This is a genomic window from Vibrio zhanjiangensis, assembly GCF_030161235.1.
In the GTDB taxonomy this organism is placed as follows: Bacteria; Pseudomonadota; Gammaproteobacteria; order Enterobacterales; family Vibrionaceae; genus Vibrio; species Vibrio zhanjiangensis.
The window spans coordinates 39,654-54,086 of record NZ_BSPW01000010.1 but is presented as its reverse complement, the minus strand read 5'-3'; the positions used below and the strand labels follow the sequence as shown (position 1 = coordinate 54,086).

Below are 14,433 nucleotides of genomic sequence, written 5' to 3'. Positions count from 1 at the left end.
ATAGTTAAGATATAACGACTGAGGTGGCGGACTCGTAAACGCCACCTCCTAAGATTAAAGGAATATAACAATGGCAAAACTTGATGCCTATTTTGGTGAATATGGTGGTCAATATGTCCCCCAAATTCTTGTGCCAGCTCTCGAGCAACTTGAGCAGGCCTTTATTGACGCGCAAGACGACCCTAGTTTTCGCAGCGAGTTTATGGGCTTACTGCAAGAGTATGCGGGTCGCCCTACCGCTTTGACCCTAACACGCAATTTAACCAAAGGGACAAACACTAAACTTTACTTAAAGCGAGAAGATCTTCTCCATGGCGGCGCGCACAAAACCAACCAAGTACTCGGCCAAGCCTTGCTTGCTAAGCGTATGGGCAAAAACGAAATCATAGCCGAAACCGGCGCGGGTCAACATGGCGTAGCCACTGCCCTAGCCTGTGCTTTATTGGGCCTGAAATGCCGAGTATATATGGGCGCTAAAGACGTAGAGCGTCAAAGCCCTAATGTATTTCGTATGAAGTTAATGGGTGCAGAAGTCATCCCTGTTCACTCAGGTTCGGCCACACTAAAAGATGCGTGTAATGAAGCCCTTCGCGATTGGTCAGCAACCTATGAGCAAGCCCATTACCTACTGGGCACAGCAGCAGGGCCGCACCCATTCCCAACCATAGTACGCGATTTTCAGCGCATGATTGGTGAAGAGACCAAAAACCAAATTTTGGCCCGTGAAGGTCGCCTGCCAGACGCGGTGATTGCCTGTGTGGGTGGAGGGTCAAATGCCATTGGTATGTTTGCAGATTTCATTGATGAAGAAAATGTACGCCTTATCGGTGTAGAACCTGCTGGCAAAGGGATTGATACCAACCAGCATGGTGCGCCCCTAAAACACGGCAAAACAGGCATTTTCTTTGGCATGAAAGCCCCCTTGATGCAAGATTCCAATGGTCAGGTAGAAGAATCCTATTCTGTCTCCGCAGGGCTAGACTTCCCGTCAGTAGGCCCTCAACACGCCTACCTCAATGCTATAGGCCGAGCAGAATATGATAGTGTCACCGATGATGAAGCCTTAGACGCCTTTCAGGAGTTGGCTCGCAGTGAAGGCATCATTCCAGCCCTTGAGTCCTCTCACGCTCTTGCTCATGCCCTTCGTATGGCTCGTGAGAATCCAGAGAAAGAACAGTTACTGGTTGTTAACCTATCAGGACGCGGCGATAAAGACATCTTCACCGTACATGCCATCTTAGAAGAAAAAGGAGTGATCTAATGAGCCGTTACCCATCTATGTTTGCACGCTTAAACGAGCAAAACCAAGGCGCATTTGTTCCTTTTGTGACGGTTTGCGACCCTAACCCAGCTCAGTCGTTAAAAATTATGCAAACGCTGGTCGAAGCGGGAGCGGATGCACTCGAACTTGGCATTCCTTTTTCTGATCCTTTGGCCGATGGCCCCACCATTCAAGGCGCGAATATTCGTGCGCTTGAGTCTGGCGCAACCCCAGAGATCTGCTTTGACCTGATCGGAGAAATTCGTGCAAAGTACCCAGAATTGCCAATCGGTCTGCTCATGTACGCCAACTTAGTGTTTGCACGCGGCATTGACAACTTTTATCAGCGCTGCGCCGAAGCGGGCATTGACTCAGTATTGATCGCCGATGTGCCAACAAACGAAAGCGCCGAATTTGTCGAAGCGGCAACCAAACATGGCATTGATCCTATTTTTATTGCGCCGCCGACAGCCTCAGACGAGACATTAAAATCAGTAGCGGAACTAGGCAGCGGATACACCTACTTACTCTCGCGCGCTGGGGTAACAGGGGCTGAAACAAAGGCCAATATGCCAGTCAGTGATTTACTCGACAGGCTCAATCAATACAATGCCCCGCCCGCCCTACTCGGCTTTGGTATCTCAACACCAGAGCAAGTAAAACAAGCCATTGATGCAGGTGCAGCCGGCGCGATTTCAGGCTCAGCAGTGGTTAAAATCATAGAAACACACACAGAAGCCCCAGAAGAAATGCTGGTGCAGCTATCTAAGTTTATCTCACCAATGAAAGCGGCAACCAATAAATAATACTCCTGTAAGAGAGGAATCAACTTACCCCTAATAAAATGGCAGTGCTGATATAGCAGCTCTGCCATTTTTAAATCAAAAATGCCCTAAAATAAGATAGACTAAATACTCTACAAAACTCTGTAAATAGATCTTTCTGTTTGGATTTGTTGCGTCTAATAATCACCAATATCCCCATTTCGGTTTTGTTGGAAATCATCCATATTTGCAAAGCTACGAGGACGGTTAGGCCAATAGAAATCAAGGGTCATGAGTGTATTAAGGCTTAAGTGCTCGGCTTTAATATCATAATTGACTTCTTCTACGCCGTATTTTTTCCAACGTTCAAGTAAAGATTGGTGGATAAGGTACGTCGATGAATGTGCGTCAAGTTCAATACATACAAGTAAACGTTTATCACTTGGAGTATCCTTGAAACGAGTCTCAAAGCGTTGATGAAAAAACACTTTATGGAATGACAATACGGTGAAATTAGTATGCAGATGACCAGCTGCGTCATAAACCTCGCTTGCCGAACGAGTAATGCCAAGCTTATCTGTAAACTCCAATTCGTCAGAGAGTTCATTGGCAACGAGTAACATATATTTACTCGAACATATTGAAATTTTTGGCATACGTAGTGGTTGTCCATTGATGCGGCGAACAAGATTCTCCACCTTATTTCGATCACTATCAGGCCCGAAGCGTACCACTTCATCACCAAGTAATACTGGAATATAAGAGCTACTATCGCTTATTGGTTTCCAGATGAAATCATACTCATTTAACCACGCATGTGGGTCCCCACCTTCATCGGCATACACATCTCCAAAACGAATCAGCTGTAATGGCAAATACTCACTAAGAATACCTTGCATATCAATCATATTAATATCCTCTTGGCGTTTATAAGCTTTTGATTTTGCGCGTCATGTGTTTCTGATATTCGCGCCAGTATTCGAGCCAATCAGGCGCCAAATCACTAAGTTCGATCGTTTGGCGATCGCAGAATGACAAGCTCTTTTCGTGTACAAGTTGCTCGAAAAATAAATGTTCTAACAGTATATTCTGGAGCTTTTCATTGTGTATTGAGTGACGACGGAACGATTTAATCCACCCAAGATTATTTGGTGTTGCTTCACAACAAAACAATTGTACCCATCGCAGCTGAGTTGCGATGTCAGGTTCTGTGAGTATTTGTGGCAGAATTTTAGGCGCTTTATCTCGATAATAATCTGGTGGTAGATCAAACTTACTCACATCTACGTAATCATGAACAAAACTTTGATACTGGTTGAAACTCATTTCACCATCAAGGAAACGAAGAGCAAATTTTCTGCAGGTGCCGATGTCGACATTTTTATCCTCGTTAGCAACGCAGGACATGATTTCGTTCACTACAATAGAACGAAATTCACGGAGTGGTGTTTTCAGTTGCGGATGTAAACGATTGACGTTGAGATAGAAATAGTCACGGCTATAAGAGGAAAGTTTATTGATCGCTAAGTTCCATATTTCACGCTCATCTTGATCAAGCCCAGCATAGCGTTGAACTAATGGTTCGAGTTCCATCTCATCATTTTCCACAGCTATATTAATATCAAATGCACACAGGTCAATATAGGAAACACCCATGTCATACAAAGGCATAACGAAAGCGTTTTTAATTGCTGGTGCAACAAATCCCCGAAATGATTCTCGGTATAGTCCAGACATATAGGTGAGCGTCGCTTGAGGTGCTAATGCCATACTCAGCAAAATGACACGTTTGGCAAAGTCATCTTGACTCACTTTGTAAAACCAGTAGCAGGTGGCAAGGATTGGACCAAAAATACTCGTCGAATCAAAAAGGCTGTATTGCTGTTGGGTAACACCGATATCAGCATTGTGATATGCGGTATAGTCGCCGTCAAGCTTCGAACTAAGCTCATCAACGAGCGCAGTAAAACACGCTTGTTTCCCCTCTAACAGCCACATCCGTAAGAGCTCTTGGGGAGCATCACAGTTCTCCGTAATTTGTTTAAACACATCTCTATACAATCCGTGACTGACCCATTTTTGTAGCGCTTCAGTATAGTGATCGAAATGTCCTGCTGAATAGTCAATATTGAGCAAAATAGCACCAACCAAACGACACAATATTTGTTGTTCCTCATCATCACGTAACCAAAGTTGGTAGTTAAATGTATGACGGCTAGTGCTAAATACTTGTTCTATTTCCTGATAATCCTCGTAGTCACTCGTATAGAAAAGATCAAGTGAGTCGATGATTTGATTGATTTTTCTTTTGGTTTTCGGACAAATATTGTTATCTAGTGTTTCACTCGGTAGCGTGTAACGGCGTTCAAATTCAAAGGAACTGATACATGCGGTCTCTTTGTCTTTGACTAAGATTTGATTCAAGGTTTTCGGTAAGTCTTGTTGGTCAAGAAGATGGAAGAAGATATCCACCACACGTAAAAATTGCTCTTGATTTTGGCGATGATGGGGCTCGGATAATAGTACTTGATGAAGAGGTTCTAAAACCTCATCCAAGTTACGCAATATATTATGCTGCGGTGGCACAGTATCGTGATTGCATTTGCGTATAATATGACGGTAGAAATTTGGGCTGTAACGTTTAGCATGTCGGGTAATCAGTACCGAGTCGAGGTCGAGTAAGCATTCAGCTAATGGGATTTTTGCATCAAGCTCACCACTCAACACATAGTGCCACAGCATCTTTCCCTTAGGCAGATTAACAATAAAGGGGTAGAGCTCCTGTAGAGGTGCTGTAATGTTATCACCTTGGTCAACGGCAGGAATAACCACTTTTTCGGAATCTCTTTCTTCAACCTCGAAGCGGGCTACTTCATCGGCTTCAAGGTATTGGCTGATACCTTGCCAATTATGCTTATCACAAAAGTCGTTGATGGCTACGGGATCGCTGCTTTCTAGCAACGCGAGTAATTGAGTTACATTCCATCGATAAGTATCTTGCACATCAGTGATACAGTTGTGTCGAAACAGTGAGATTTTCGCTGCATAGCCTTGTTGGTTCAGTGTATCAGTTAAGTCGTGAGCGATAAAATTGGCGTTGCGATAATCACAGAATAAGTGACAAAAGCGAATATTCTGTTCTAGACAAAGCAATTTTGAGGCTTCACAGTCATTTGTTTCCACCACTTGCTGATATGTCGCTTCGACTACTTCTTGTGTGGCACTGCAGTGTAGCAAAACCAAGCAAGGGTCATCGTAACTGCTAAACTGCTTTAACACGGCTTTTACTGTATCGGGGATTTGGGAAAGCCCTGGAAGGGCAATAGAGTTCATCATTGTCAATCTCGAAATAAATTATTTTCCAAGTTTTCGTTGAGTACTATGTGCTATTTGGGGCGAATTTTTTGTCACAATTGATTGCACAGTACCTTCAATATTTTCATAGAGTGAGCCTTAATAACTTAAAATCCGGATGTGAAAGAAAGCAAAAAAGTTTACACGATAGACTGGTACCCGAAATGATCACTATCAAAAACCATGCCACAAATATCGATTTAAGAATCAATCCCTTAGGATGATAAAGAAAAACTAGAAACTAATTTATTGTTAATTCTTTCAAAAAATTAGATTTTTAGCTAAAAACTTGAATGGCAGGATAAAAATGAAAAAAGCTTGGCCGAAAACAGCTAAGCTTTTATTTAAACGTTGATATTACAAAAAGTGGATGGTCTCATTCAAAGAGAAGTTAGTAATATCGTCGTCTTTCATACCAAACACATTACTCACGCCGAGGGTAATCGGCACAAGTCTAAGGGCAAAGTACTCAGCACCAGCGCCATACCTTACATCGACTTCATCTTCATCAAACCCGCCATCTGCTTTTAGGTTGTAGGAATAGCCCCCCTGCTTTTCCGTATGCATCAAGTGGTCCAAGATCAATACTTGGTTTACAGCAAAATAGATGGCGCAACCCGTTCTACTCGGCTTTGGTATTTCAACACCAGAGCAGATAAAACAAGCTATTGATACTGGTGCAGCTACTTAAGTTTGTTTCACCGATGATACCAGCAACCAGTAAATAAAGTCTCAGAGTAAAATAATTAAGCTAATAGAATAAGCGCAGCCACTAGGCTGCGCTTAGGTATTGAAGTGCTATTACACTAATTAAGATATCCTAACGAAAATAGCATTAATTCTACCGTTTTCTCTGTCACTCGCCCACTTGCCTCGTTATTTGGGCCTGTATCTGGTTCAAGGATATAGCTAAGAGCGTAGTTTGCTGGGTCCTCACCCATCAAATATACGTTATACTCTCGGACTCTTTTTTCATATATCATTTCCGGAACGCCCTTGCTAACGTCTTCAATATCTTTAAGAGATATTAAGTGTTCCAAATCATCTTCACTGTCTTTTAGATCTGCCATTACCGCATTGATCATTTCATTTCGACTAACACCATTAAATAAGTCAATAACCTGCTGTTCTGTGCGAGCATTTTCTAAATAACGTCCAAACCAATTAGCAGTACCATATTCTAATCTTGGGAATTTTTCTAGAATACCAACGGCTGGACCTAATCTAAGCATATTACCTAAATCTGTATATAGGGTTTGCTCTGCACTAAATCGATTTAAACCAAACAATGATTTTATTTTTTGTCTTTTATACTTTTCCATAATGGCAGAGACTTTACCAAGTACTGGTAGCTCTGAATGATAAAATCCATCTAGATCTGCTAACGCCTCAATTGGAATTGATGGTATTAACTTCCTTAACTTGCTTCTTTTCCCATCATGACACCCATCCATTGTATTTAATACATGGTGTGCCCATATATTCTTTAACTCATCTATCTCTTCATTCGTTAGCTCGGTGCTTTCCTGCATTTTTTTCGGTATATCAACCATCATAAAGTATACGCTATCCTTTATGTCTTGAGGTAGGTTGTTCTTGATCGTTTCCCAATCCCTGTGTAGATCATCCCCCCACAAATAAAGTTGAGTTATTTGATCAGGTCTTAGAAAATCAATACGTTCTTGAGCCGATAATGGTCTATCAAGCATGTCTGGATCTAATATTAATCTAGGATTTCCAGCACTTCTACGTTGTTCATTTTCCTGAGTTACCCATTTAATTTTGAAGTCTTCATAGGCTTCTTGTATACCCGTTCGATAGTCCTCAGCACTCACACTTGGAAAATTCGCTTGATTCAATACAGCAAAAACATCATTTTGAAATAGGCCATCAAAATTAACATTCTGGTCAGCGTTACCTGGTAGATTAGCGGTATACTGCTCTACAAAGTCCGGAGCAGATCGCATTTGTTGCAATAATGCTTCACTGTAGTCATGAGTTATTTGATTGAAGTTTTGAATATCTTGCTTCACATGATGATATCTATTATATGCATAATATTGGTCCTTGAAAAAATTCATAGAGACTAAAGCATAATTCATCATATCTTCTAGATGAACATTTCTATTATTATATGCATCGAAATAATCATCGTATATACTTAAATCGATGTCAGTTCCATCCACTCTTTTCATAGAATAGAATCTAGAATATACATCTTTAATAATTACTTCTTGATCATTACGAGTTATGTTATATATATCAGTCGTTTCATCTACAAGGTCTAGTATTTTTCCATATTGTTCTATAACTTTATATTTCAATTCATCATCTAAACTACCCCAAGAGTCAAAATATTCATTTGTAGCAACTCTATTTGTATCTTTTGGATAAGTTAGGTCAAAATCCCAGTACACTACCTCACTATCTTCAACAGCCGGATTCACTGGGGTTGCTGGTGTTTCTGGGTTCACTGGAGTTGCTGGACTCGCTGGAGTTGCTGGGACACCCGAGTTAGGTTTATCATCTCCACCACCACATCCGACCAAAATAAAAGAAGTAAAAAAGATTGTTAACAACCACTTATATTTTTTATATAAGTAGTCTTTTTTAAATTTTACAAAGTATGACATCAGGTTACCTTAAAGTTTAATTTATCAGCAAGTCAGGTTCGGCAGTGAACCTGCTCAAACTTGAAATAAATGAGCTATATAAAGCTTCTTTTCTCGTTAATGGCGGATTATATTGAGCAATAAAGAAGGTTAAATAAGGTGAAACCCTGATATCTATCCAAAAGCAACACTCTCATAGTCATGCTAAGTAGATCATCTGAACTGATTGCATCTTGTTGAATAAATAACGCACCTGCTGAAATGGCAGGCTATTCAAGTCAATAAGGGAGGCAGAGGAGTTTTAATACAGGAGGAAGCGTACAGGACATTAAGGCAACTTGTGCTACCAATGAGAGGTGTTAGGCTTTGTAAAGCTTGGCTAAAGCCAAGCTTTTATTTATGCGTCGATATTACGAAAAATGAATATTACAAAAAGTGGATGGTCGCATTCAAAGAGAAGTTAGTAATATCATCGTCTTTCATACCAAACACATTGTAACTTGCACCAAAAGAAATCGGTACAGGTCCTGGTGCAAAATACTCAGCGCCAACGCCGTACATCACATCAACTTCATCTTCATCAAACCCGCCATCTGCTTTTAGATTGTAGGAATGTACCCCTGCTTTTCCATAAACATGGAGTGGTCCAAAGTCGATACTAGGCTTTGCGGCAAAATAAATAGCACTGCCGGTTAGGTTAGTTTTGATACCGTTGTAATCAACACGATCAAACTTTCCGAGGTCTTGATACCCCGCTTCAAGGCCGATAAAAGGCAAAATACCCGTTCCAACATGCACGTTATAAGAAGTAGTCGTTTCCCCATTGAGGTCCGTTTGTCCAACGCTAGCCCCGCCGTATACCAACGAATCTGCCGATACAGTTGCTGAAATACTGAGCAATGCCAGCGCAAGTAGTGATTTTTTCATAGTTAGCCTTCTCTATTTTCCATGACAGAAACTGCTGCGGCAATCCTCTGCCTCTCTCAGTCAAAAACTTTACTGTGTTTTCCAATAAAGCAATTTACGTACCTAAAGCGACACGTGGCCGATACACCTGTTAACAATCATCAATTGCATTCTTAATTCTTTTATCCGACACTGGATAGGGTGTACCTAACTGCTGAGCAAAATAGCTCACACGCAGTTCCTCAATCATCCACCGAATTTGCTTCACTTTTTCCGGAACCGTCAACCCTTGGGGGATTTTATTTAATAGTTCTTGATAATCCTCAGCAACAGACTCAATCTTGAGCATGTGCAGGCGGTCTTTATTCGGATCGATCGGCAGCTTTTCCATGCGCTTCTCAATCGCCTGCATATAGCGAAGTATGTCCGGCAAACGTTTCCAGCCACATTCTGTCGCAAAACCCTTAAATATAAGTCCTTCAATTTGTGCTTTTATATCAGATAAGGCGAATGCCATTGAGAAATCAATTTTCCCTTTCAATTTTTTGTTAATATTGAAGGCTGTCGTCAAAATTACCTCAACTTTTTTAGCAATCTCAACAACTGTGTCGCCCAACTCAGATCGCACATGCTCTTTGAGCTGTTCAAACTCTTCTGGCTGCCAAACTAACCCACCTTGCTCTTCCATCAACTTATCCACGCCACAAGCGATACAGTCATCGATAAGATCCAGTACTTTCCCGTATGGATTGAAATAAAGACCAAGCTTAGACTTGTTTGGTAAATGGCTGTGCAAATATTTTATTGGCGATGGCACATTGAGCAAAATCAGACGACGCTGACCTGATTGCATTGCCAAAGACTGTTCATCTGCCGTTTCAAACAGCTTAATTTCAACACTGTCTTTTGCGTCCACAATGGCCGGATAAGCCTTAACCTCATAGCCGCCACGTTTTTGTTGGTAAACTTTAGGCAGTTCTCCAAAGCTCCAGCTCTTGAGATCTCTTTGCTCAATATCATCATCCGCCACTTTGGACAGGGTCTCTTGGACCTTGTCTTTCAGGCTCTCTTTCAAAAGATGTAGATCACGATTTTCTTTGAGCTTGCGGTTTCTATGGTCAACCGCTCGGAATGTCACTTTCAGATGATCGGGGACCTGCTCAAGATTCCAGTTTTCACGTAGCACTTCAACCCCTGTCATGCGACGCAACTCTTTCTCTAGCGCGTCTAGAAGTGGGCTTTCAGCGGGCGCAACCCGAGCAAGAAATGCGTCTGCATAATTGGGGGCAGGTACAAAATTCTTACGTAAGGTTTTTGGCAAAGATTTGATAAGGCTTACCACCAATTCGTGCCTGAGTCCCGGTATTTGCCAGTCAAAACCGAATTGGTCTACTTGGTTAAGAATGGGCAAAGGAATATGCACGGTGACACCATCACTATCCTCGCCAGGCTCAAACTGATAACTCAGCTTCAGCTTTAGACCATTTTGATGCCAGAAATTTGGATAATCCAAATCGGTTACATGACTAGCATCTCCCTTAAGCAGCATCTCTTTTTCAAAGTTCAGCAATTCACTATTGGTTTGCGATGCTTTCTTCCACCATGAATCAAAGTGCTTACCAGACACAACCTCTGTTCCGACACGCTGATCATAGAAATCAAATAACTCATCATCATCGACCAAAATATCTCGGCGTCGAGATTTATGTTCTAATTGCTCCACTTCTTGCAGCAGTTTGCGATTGTTTTTAAAAAACGCATGTCTGGTTTCCCACTCACCTTCAACCAATGCACTGCGAATAAACAGCTCTCGACTGACCGTAGGATCAATATTCCCATAGTTAACCAAACGTTTAGGCACAATTGGTACGCCATATAGCATCACTTTCTCATGTGCCATTACTGCTGCTCGTTTCTTCGACCAATGGGGCTCGCTGTAACTTCTTTTAATTAAGTGTTTTGCCAGTGGTTCGATCCACTCTGGCTGCACCTTCGCAATGATGCGTCCCCACAATTTAGACGTTTCCACCAATTCCGCCGACACTATCCATTTAGGCTGCTTTTTAAATAAACCCGAAGCAGGGAAAATATGAAAACGTGCATTGCGTGCACCTTGATATTCATTCTTTTCTTGATCCTTCACACCTATATGAGATAGGAGACCTACCAGAATCGCACTGTGAACCTTGTCGTAACTACTCGGTTCCTCATTCAGCTTATATTCCATCTCACGCATCGATTGATGGATCTGAAAATACACATCCTGCCACTCTCTTACTCTGAGGTAATTGAGGTAATCTTGCTTACACTGCTTGCGAAATTGATTTCCCGACAACAACTTTTGCTGCTTTTGAATATAGTCCCAAAGATTGACAAAGGTCAGAAAATCAGAATCTTCGTGGAAAAAGCGTTTGTGCTTATCGTCAGAAGACTGCTGTTTATCGCTTGGTCTTTCTCTTGGGTCCTGAATGGATAAAGCCGATGCAATAATCATCAACTCTTTTAATGCACCGTATTTTGGGGCTTCAAGTACCATACGAGCCAAGCGAGGATCAATCGGGATGCGCGCAAGTTGCCTACCTATTGGTGTAAGACGTTTTTTCGCATCTTTGGCTTTATCGTCAATTGCACCCAACTCTTCCAAAAGGCGCACACCGTCTTGAATATTGCGTTTATCCGGCGCTTCGACAAATGGAAATGCTTGGATATCACCCAGACCAAGAGCGGTCATCTGCAAGATAACCGACGCTAGGTTAGTGCGTAGAATTTCAGGATCTGTGAATTCAGGACGTAACTCAAAATCTTGCTCTGAATACAAGCGAATACAGATGCCTTCCTCAACACGACCACACCGACCTTTACGCTGATTGGCACTCGCCTGAGAGATAGGCTCAATCGGTAGCCGCTGCACCTTAGTTCGATAGCTATAACGACTAATGCGAGCCGTTCCCGGATCAATAACATACTTAATACCCGGAACCGTTAAGGAAGTTTCGGCCACGTTGGTGGCTAATACAATTCGGCGCCCTGCGTGAGGTTGAAAAATCTTATTCTGCTCTCCCGCAGAAAGGCGAGCGTAGAGGGGCACAATTTCGGTACTTTTTAAATTTCTTTTACTCAGCGCTTCAGCGGTATCACGAATCTCACGCTCACCGTTCATAAAGATAAGAATATCGCCTAGCCCTTCATCGCATAACTCATCTACCGCCTCAAAGATGCCTTCTAACTGGTCTCGATCAACATCTTCGTCTCCACTCAACGGACGGTATCGAGTTTCAACAGGGTACGTTCTACCCGACACTTCAATAATTGGTGCATCATTGAAATGCTTTGAGAAACGCTGCGGATCTATGGTTGCCGACGTGATGATAACTTTTAGATCTGGACGACGAGGCAGAAGCTCTTTTAGGTAGCCTAAGATAAAATCAATATTGAGGCTTCGCTCGTGAGCTTCATCGATAATAATGGTGTCGTATTGATTTAAGAACCGATCGTGTTGAATTTCGGCCAGCAAAATACCATCTGTCATCAGTTTGATCTGAGTTTGGTCTGAGATTTGGTCGTTAAATCGAACTTTATAACCAACAAAATCACCCAACTTGGTGCCCATTTCTTCGGCAATACGGCTAGCAACCGAACGAGCCGCAAGACGTCTTGGCTGAGTATGACCAATCAAGCCAAACTGTCCTCGACCAAGCTCTGCACATATTTTGGGTAACTGGGTCGTTTTTCCTGAGCCGGTTTCACCTGCAATAATCACCACCTGATTCTCTTGTATCGCTTGTGCAATATCGTCCCGTTTTTGGCTCACTGGCAAGAGATCAGGATAATCAATCGTGGGTTTGGCGTTCTTTCTTTGCTCCACTTCCATCATGGACTTGGCGATATCCAAAGCAATTTCATCGAAGACGGCATGACGTGATTGGTCTTTTTTTATCTTGTTCGCACCAGAGATACGCTTACTCAGTCGAAACCGGTCTTTTAACATACAATGATTCAGAGCGCTGCGTAAAGATGATGCCGTATTGGCTTGGACTTTATGCTCTGTGGCAGATTCTGTTTTGGGCTGTGACGATGTCAAAGCATTACCTATTCTTTTTACTCCATAAAACTGCTCGCATTGTATCACAGCCAAGAATAAAAATATCTCAAACCTGCCTGATTAAAGTACGAGAAAGGCGAGTAAACATCATTATGTCACTGCCTAAAAATCGAACTGTAAATAAATGGTATTGTAATTGCTGCCTCCTTTAATGCGCCCATACTGAGAAGCTTGCTCAAATATTGCGCTTCTGTGATGAAGTGAATACCCAAACCACACTTTGTTGAGCTCAGAATAACCGACCAGTTCTCCTAGATTCACATCAAGTGATAAATCCAAGTAATTGAGAAGATTACTGGCTTTGTAGCCTTTTTCATCCATTTCTGTTTGCTCTATGTAGGTAATACTATCGATAAAAGACATACCCTCAGCAAATCCAAGCCTCCATGTAAATGGCCAGTCGATTGTGTAATACACCTTAATCGCAGCAATGTATTCTGTACTGGCTGATTGGACGTCCGAAGACCAGTGATGAGCAATTCCCGGTGTAAAATAGAGTTCCATAGGAACACCAAATAATTGATCGGTTAACGGATGGCCATAGAAAAAAGAGCTCATTTGATTGTTGTATTGGTCTGATTCTGTCTCCAGAGCAAGTATCTCTCCAATATTCGAAGGCGTGGCCCAGCCATGCGCTACCCTGACATATCTAGAGTGGCTGAGTTTTGTATCTGGCGGTGAAGATTTATCATTAAAAATACCAAAACCAACAAAAACCTCACCTTGATATCTGTCTTCAACGGTCGACGAGCGATAAGCATTGCTATCCAAACGACGTACGCTCGCTGCTCCGAGTAAATAGAGGTTGGAATAGACATGATAACGAGCGTCCAACCCCACTCTGAGATCTACTCCTGCCCCAAGTCTTTCATCCGTTACATCAGAAAACGTATAATAATGGGTGTTAAAATCTGCGTCCTTGTACCTTATCTCAGCAAACGGATTCAGTTCCCAATCTTGATACTCGTAATGCCCTTTGAGACCCAAGTTAGCGTGAAATCGAAACTCATCATCTGTCATAAGCTCCGTATTCATTCGCCACCTCTCTGTGATTGAATAGCTCAGTTGACCACCAAAATCGACCGTATCTCCCCCATTAGCATTCTGCTCAGAAGCAGGGATATCAACAAACCTCATTCGCATCAAGGCATTGAACTGAATCTTTTCATCCTCCGATTGCCAGAGATGCAGCCCACCTTGAAGTCCGTCGATGAAGACATGCTCATTTTCAAAGTACATCATGGGAACAAAAGTTCCGACAGCTTGGTCATTGTTAGCGGTCTCAAAAGGAATTGACGCGGTTCGATATACTGCGGCGATACCCCATTGATCTTGCTCGTTTGCAAAAGAAACGCTGGTTGGAGTTGTCATTAAAACCATCAGCGACGAATATGACAGTATGCTGTTCATTTTTAAGCCTAAAACTAGCAAGAC

At 42.2% G+C, this 14,433-nt stretch carries 9 protein-coding genes; 2 read left to right on the top strand and 7 right to left on the bottom strand.

From position 1 onward, the window contains the following. Nucleotides 1-70 precede the first annotated feature (70 nt). Nucleotides 71-1,261 (top strand): tryptophan synthase subunit beta, encoded by a 1,191-nt coding sequence (gene trpB, locus QQK21_RS01980; RefSeq protein ID WP_284190531.1) that lies wholly within the window; start codon nt 71-73, stop codon nt 1,259-1,261. Further along, on the top strand, nt 1,261-2,067 hold the full coding sequence (gene trpA, locus QQK21_RS01975; protein WP_284190530.1) for a tryptophan synthase subunit alpha: 807 nt from the start codon (nt 1,261-1,263) through the stop codon (nt 2,065-2,067). Before trpB ends, trpA begins: the two co-directional genes overlap by 1 nt. A gap of 155 nt (nt 2,068-2,222) precedes the next feature. On the opposite strand, the gene QQK21_RS01970 is transcribed toward trpA, so the two are convergent. The 7 genes from QQK21_RS01970 to QQK21_RS01940 all read right to left on the bottom strand — a co-directional run bounded on the left by QQK21_RS01970 (nt 2,223) and on the right by QQK21_RS01940 (nt 14,409). Continuing rightward, nucleotides 2,223-2,933, bottom strand: a complete 711-nt coding sequence (locus QQK21_RS01970; RefSeq protein ID WP_284190529.1) for a hypothetical protein — start codon at nt 2,931-2,933, stop codon at nt 2,223-2,225. 19 nt (nt 2,934-2,952) lie between these two features. Continuing rightward, entirely contained in the window at nt 2,953-5,361 is a 2,409-nt protein-coding gene (locus QQK21_RS01965; RefSeq protein WP_284190528.1) for a hypothetical protein, read from the bottom strand. A 375-nt stretch (nt 5,362-5,736) separates the two neighbouring features. Continuing rightward, nucleotides 5,737-5,946 (bottom strand): hypothetical protein, encoded by a 210-nt coding sequence (locus tag QQK21_RS01960; protein ID WP_284190527.1) that lies wholly within the window; start codon nt 5,944-5,946, stop codon nt 5,737-5,739. A gap of 239 nt (nt 5,947-6,185) precedes the next feature. Continuing rightward, nucleotides 6,186-8,012: a hypothetical protein gene (locus tag QQK21_RS01955; protein WP_284190526.1), complete on the bottom strand. Its 1,827-nt coding sequence runs from the start codon at nt 8,010-8,012 to the stop codon at nt 6,186-6,188. A 405-nt stretch (nt 8,013-8,417) separates the two neighbouring features. Then, nucleotides 8,418-8,918, bottom strand: coding sequence for an outer membrane beta-barrel protein (locus QQK21_RS01950; protein WP_284190525.1), 501 nt, complete (start codon nt 8,916-8,918; stop codon nt 8,418-8,420). Between the two features lie 130 nt (nt 8,919-9,048). Then, nucleotides 9,049-12,978 carry an ATP-dependent RNA helicase HrpA gene (gene hrpA, locus QQK21_RS01945; protein WP_284190524.1) on the bottom strand — a complete coding sequence of 1,310 codons (3,930 nt, stop codon included), beginning with the start codon at nt 12,976-12,978 and terminating at the stop codon, nt 9,049-9,051. Nucleotides 12,979-13,101: 123 nt separating this feature from the next. Then, entirely contained in the window at nt 13,102-14,409 is a 1,308-nt protein-coding gene (locus QQK21_RS01940) for a MipA/OmpV family protein (protein ID WP_431313094.1), read from the bottom strand. Nucleotides 14,410-14,433: the final 24 nt, after the last annotated feature.

Coding starts and splice junctions, on each gene's coding strand:
- QQK21_RS01955 (WP_284190526.1), bottom strand. CDS start 8,012: ATGTCATACTTTGTAAAATTTAAAAAAGACTACTTATATAAAAAATAT.
- QQK21_RS01940 (WP_431313094.1), bottom strand. CDS start 14,409: ATGAACAGCATACTGTCATATTCGTCGCTGATGGTTTTAATGACAACT.
- QQK21_RS01950 (WP_284190525.1), bottom strand. CDS start 8,918: ATGAAAAAATCACTACTTGCGCTGGCATTGCTCAGTATTTCAGCAACT.
- QQK21_RS01970 (WP_284190529.1), bottom strand. CDS start 2,933: ATGATTGATATGCAAGGTATTCTTAGTGAGTATTTGCCATTACAGCTG.
- QQK21_RS01960 (WP_284190527.1), bottom strand. CDS start 5,946: ATGCATACGGAAAAGCAGGGGGGCTATTCCTACAACCTAAAAGCAGAT.
- trpA (WP_284190530.1), top strand. CDS start 1,261: ATGAGCCGTTACCCATCTATGTTTGCACGCTTAAACGAGCAAAACCAA.
- trpB (WP_284190531.1), top strand. CDS start 71: ATGGCAAAACTTGATGCCTATTTTGGTGAATATGGTGGTCAATATGTC.
- QQK21_RS01965 (WP_284190528.1), bottom strand. CDS start 5,361: ATGATGAACTCTATTGCCCTTCCAGGGCTTTCCCAAATCCCCGATACA.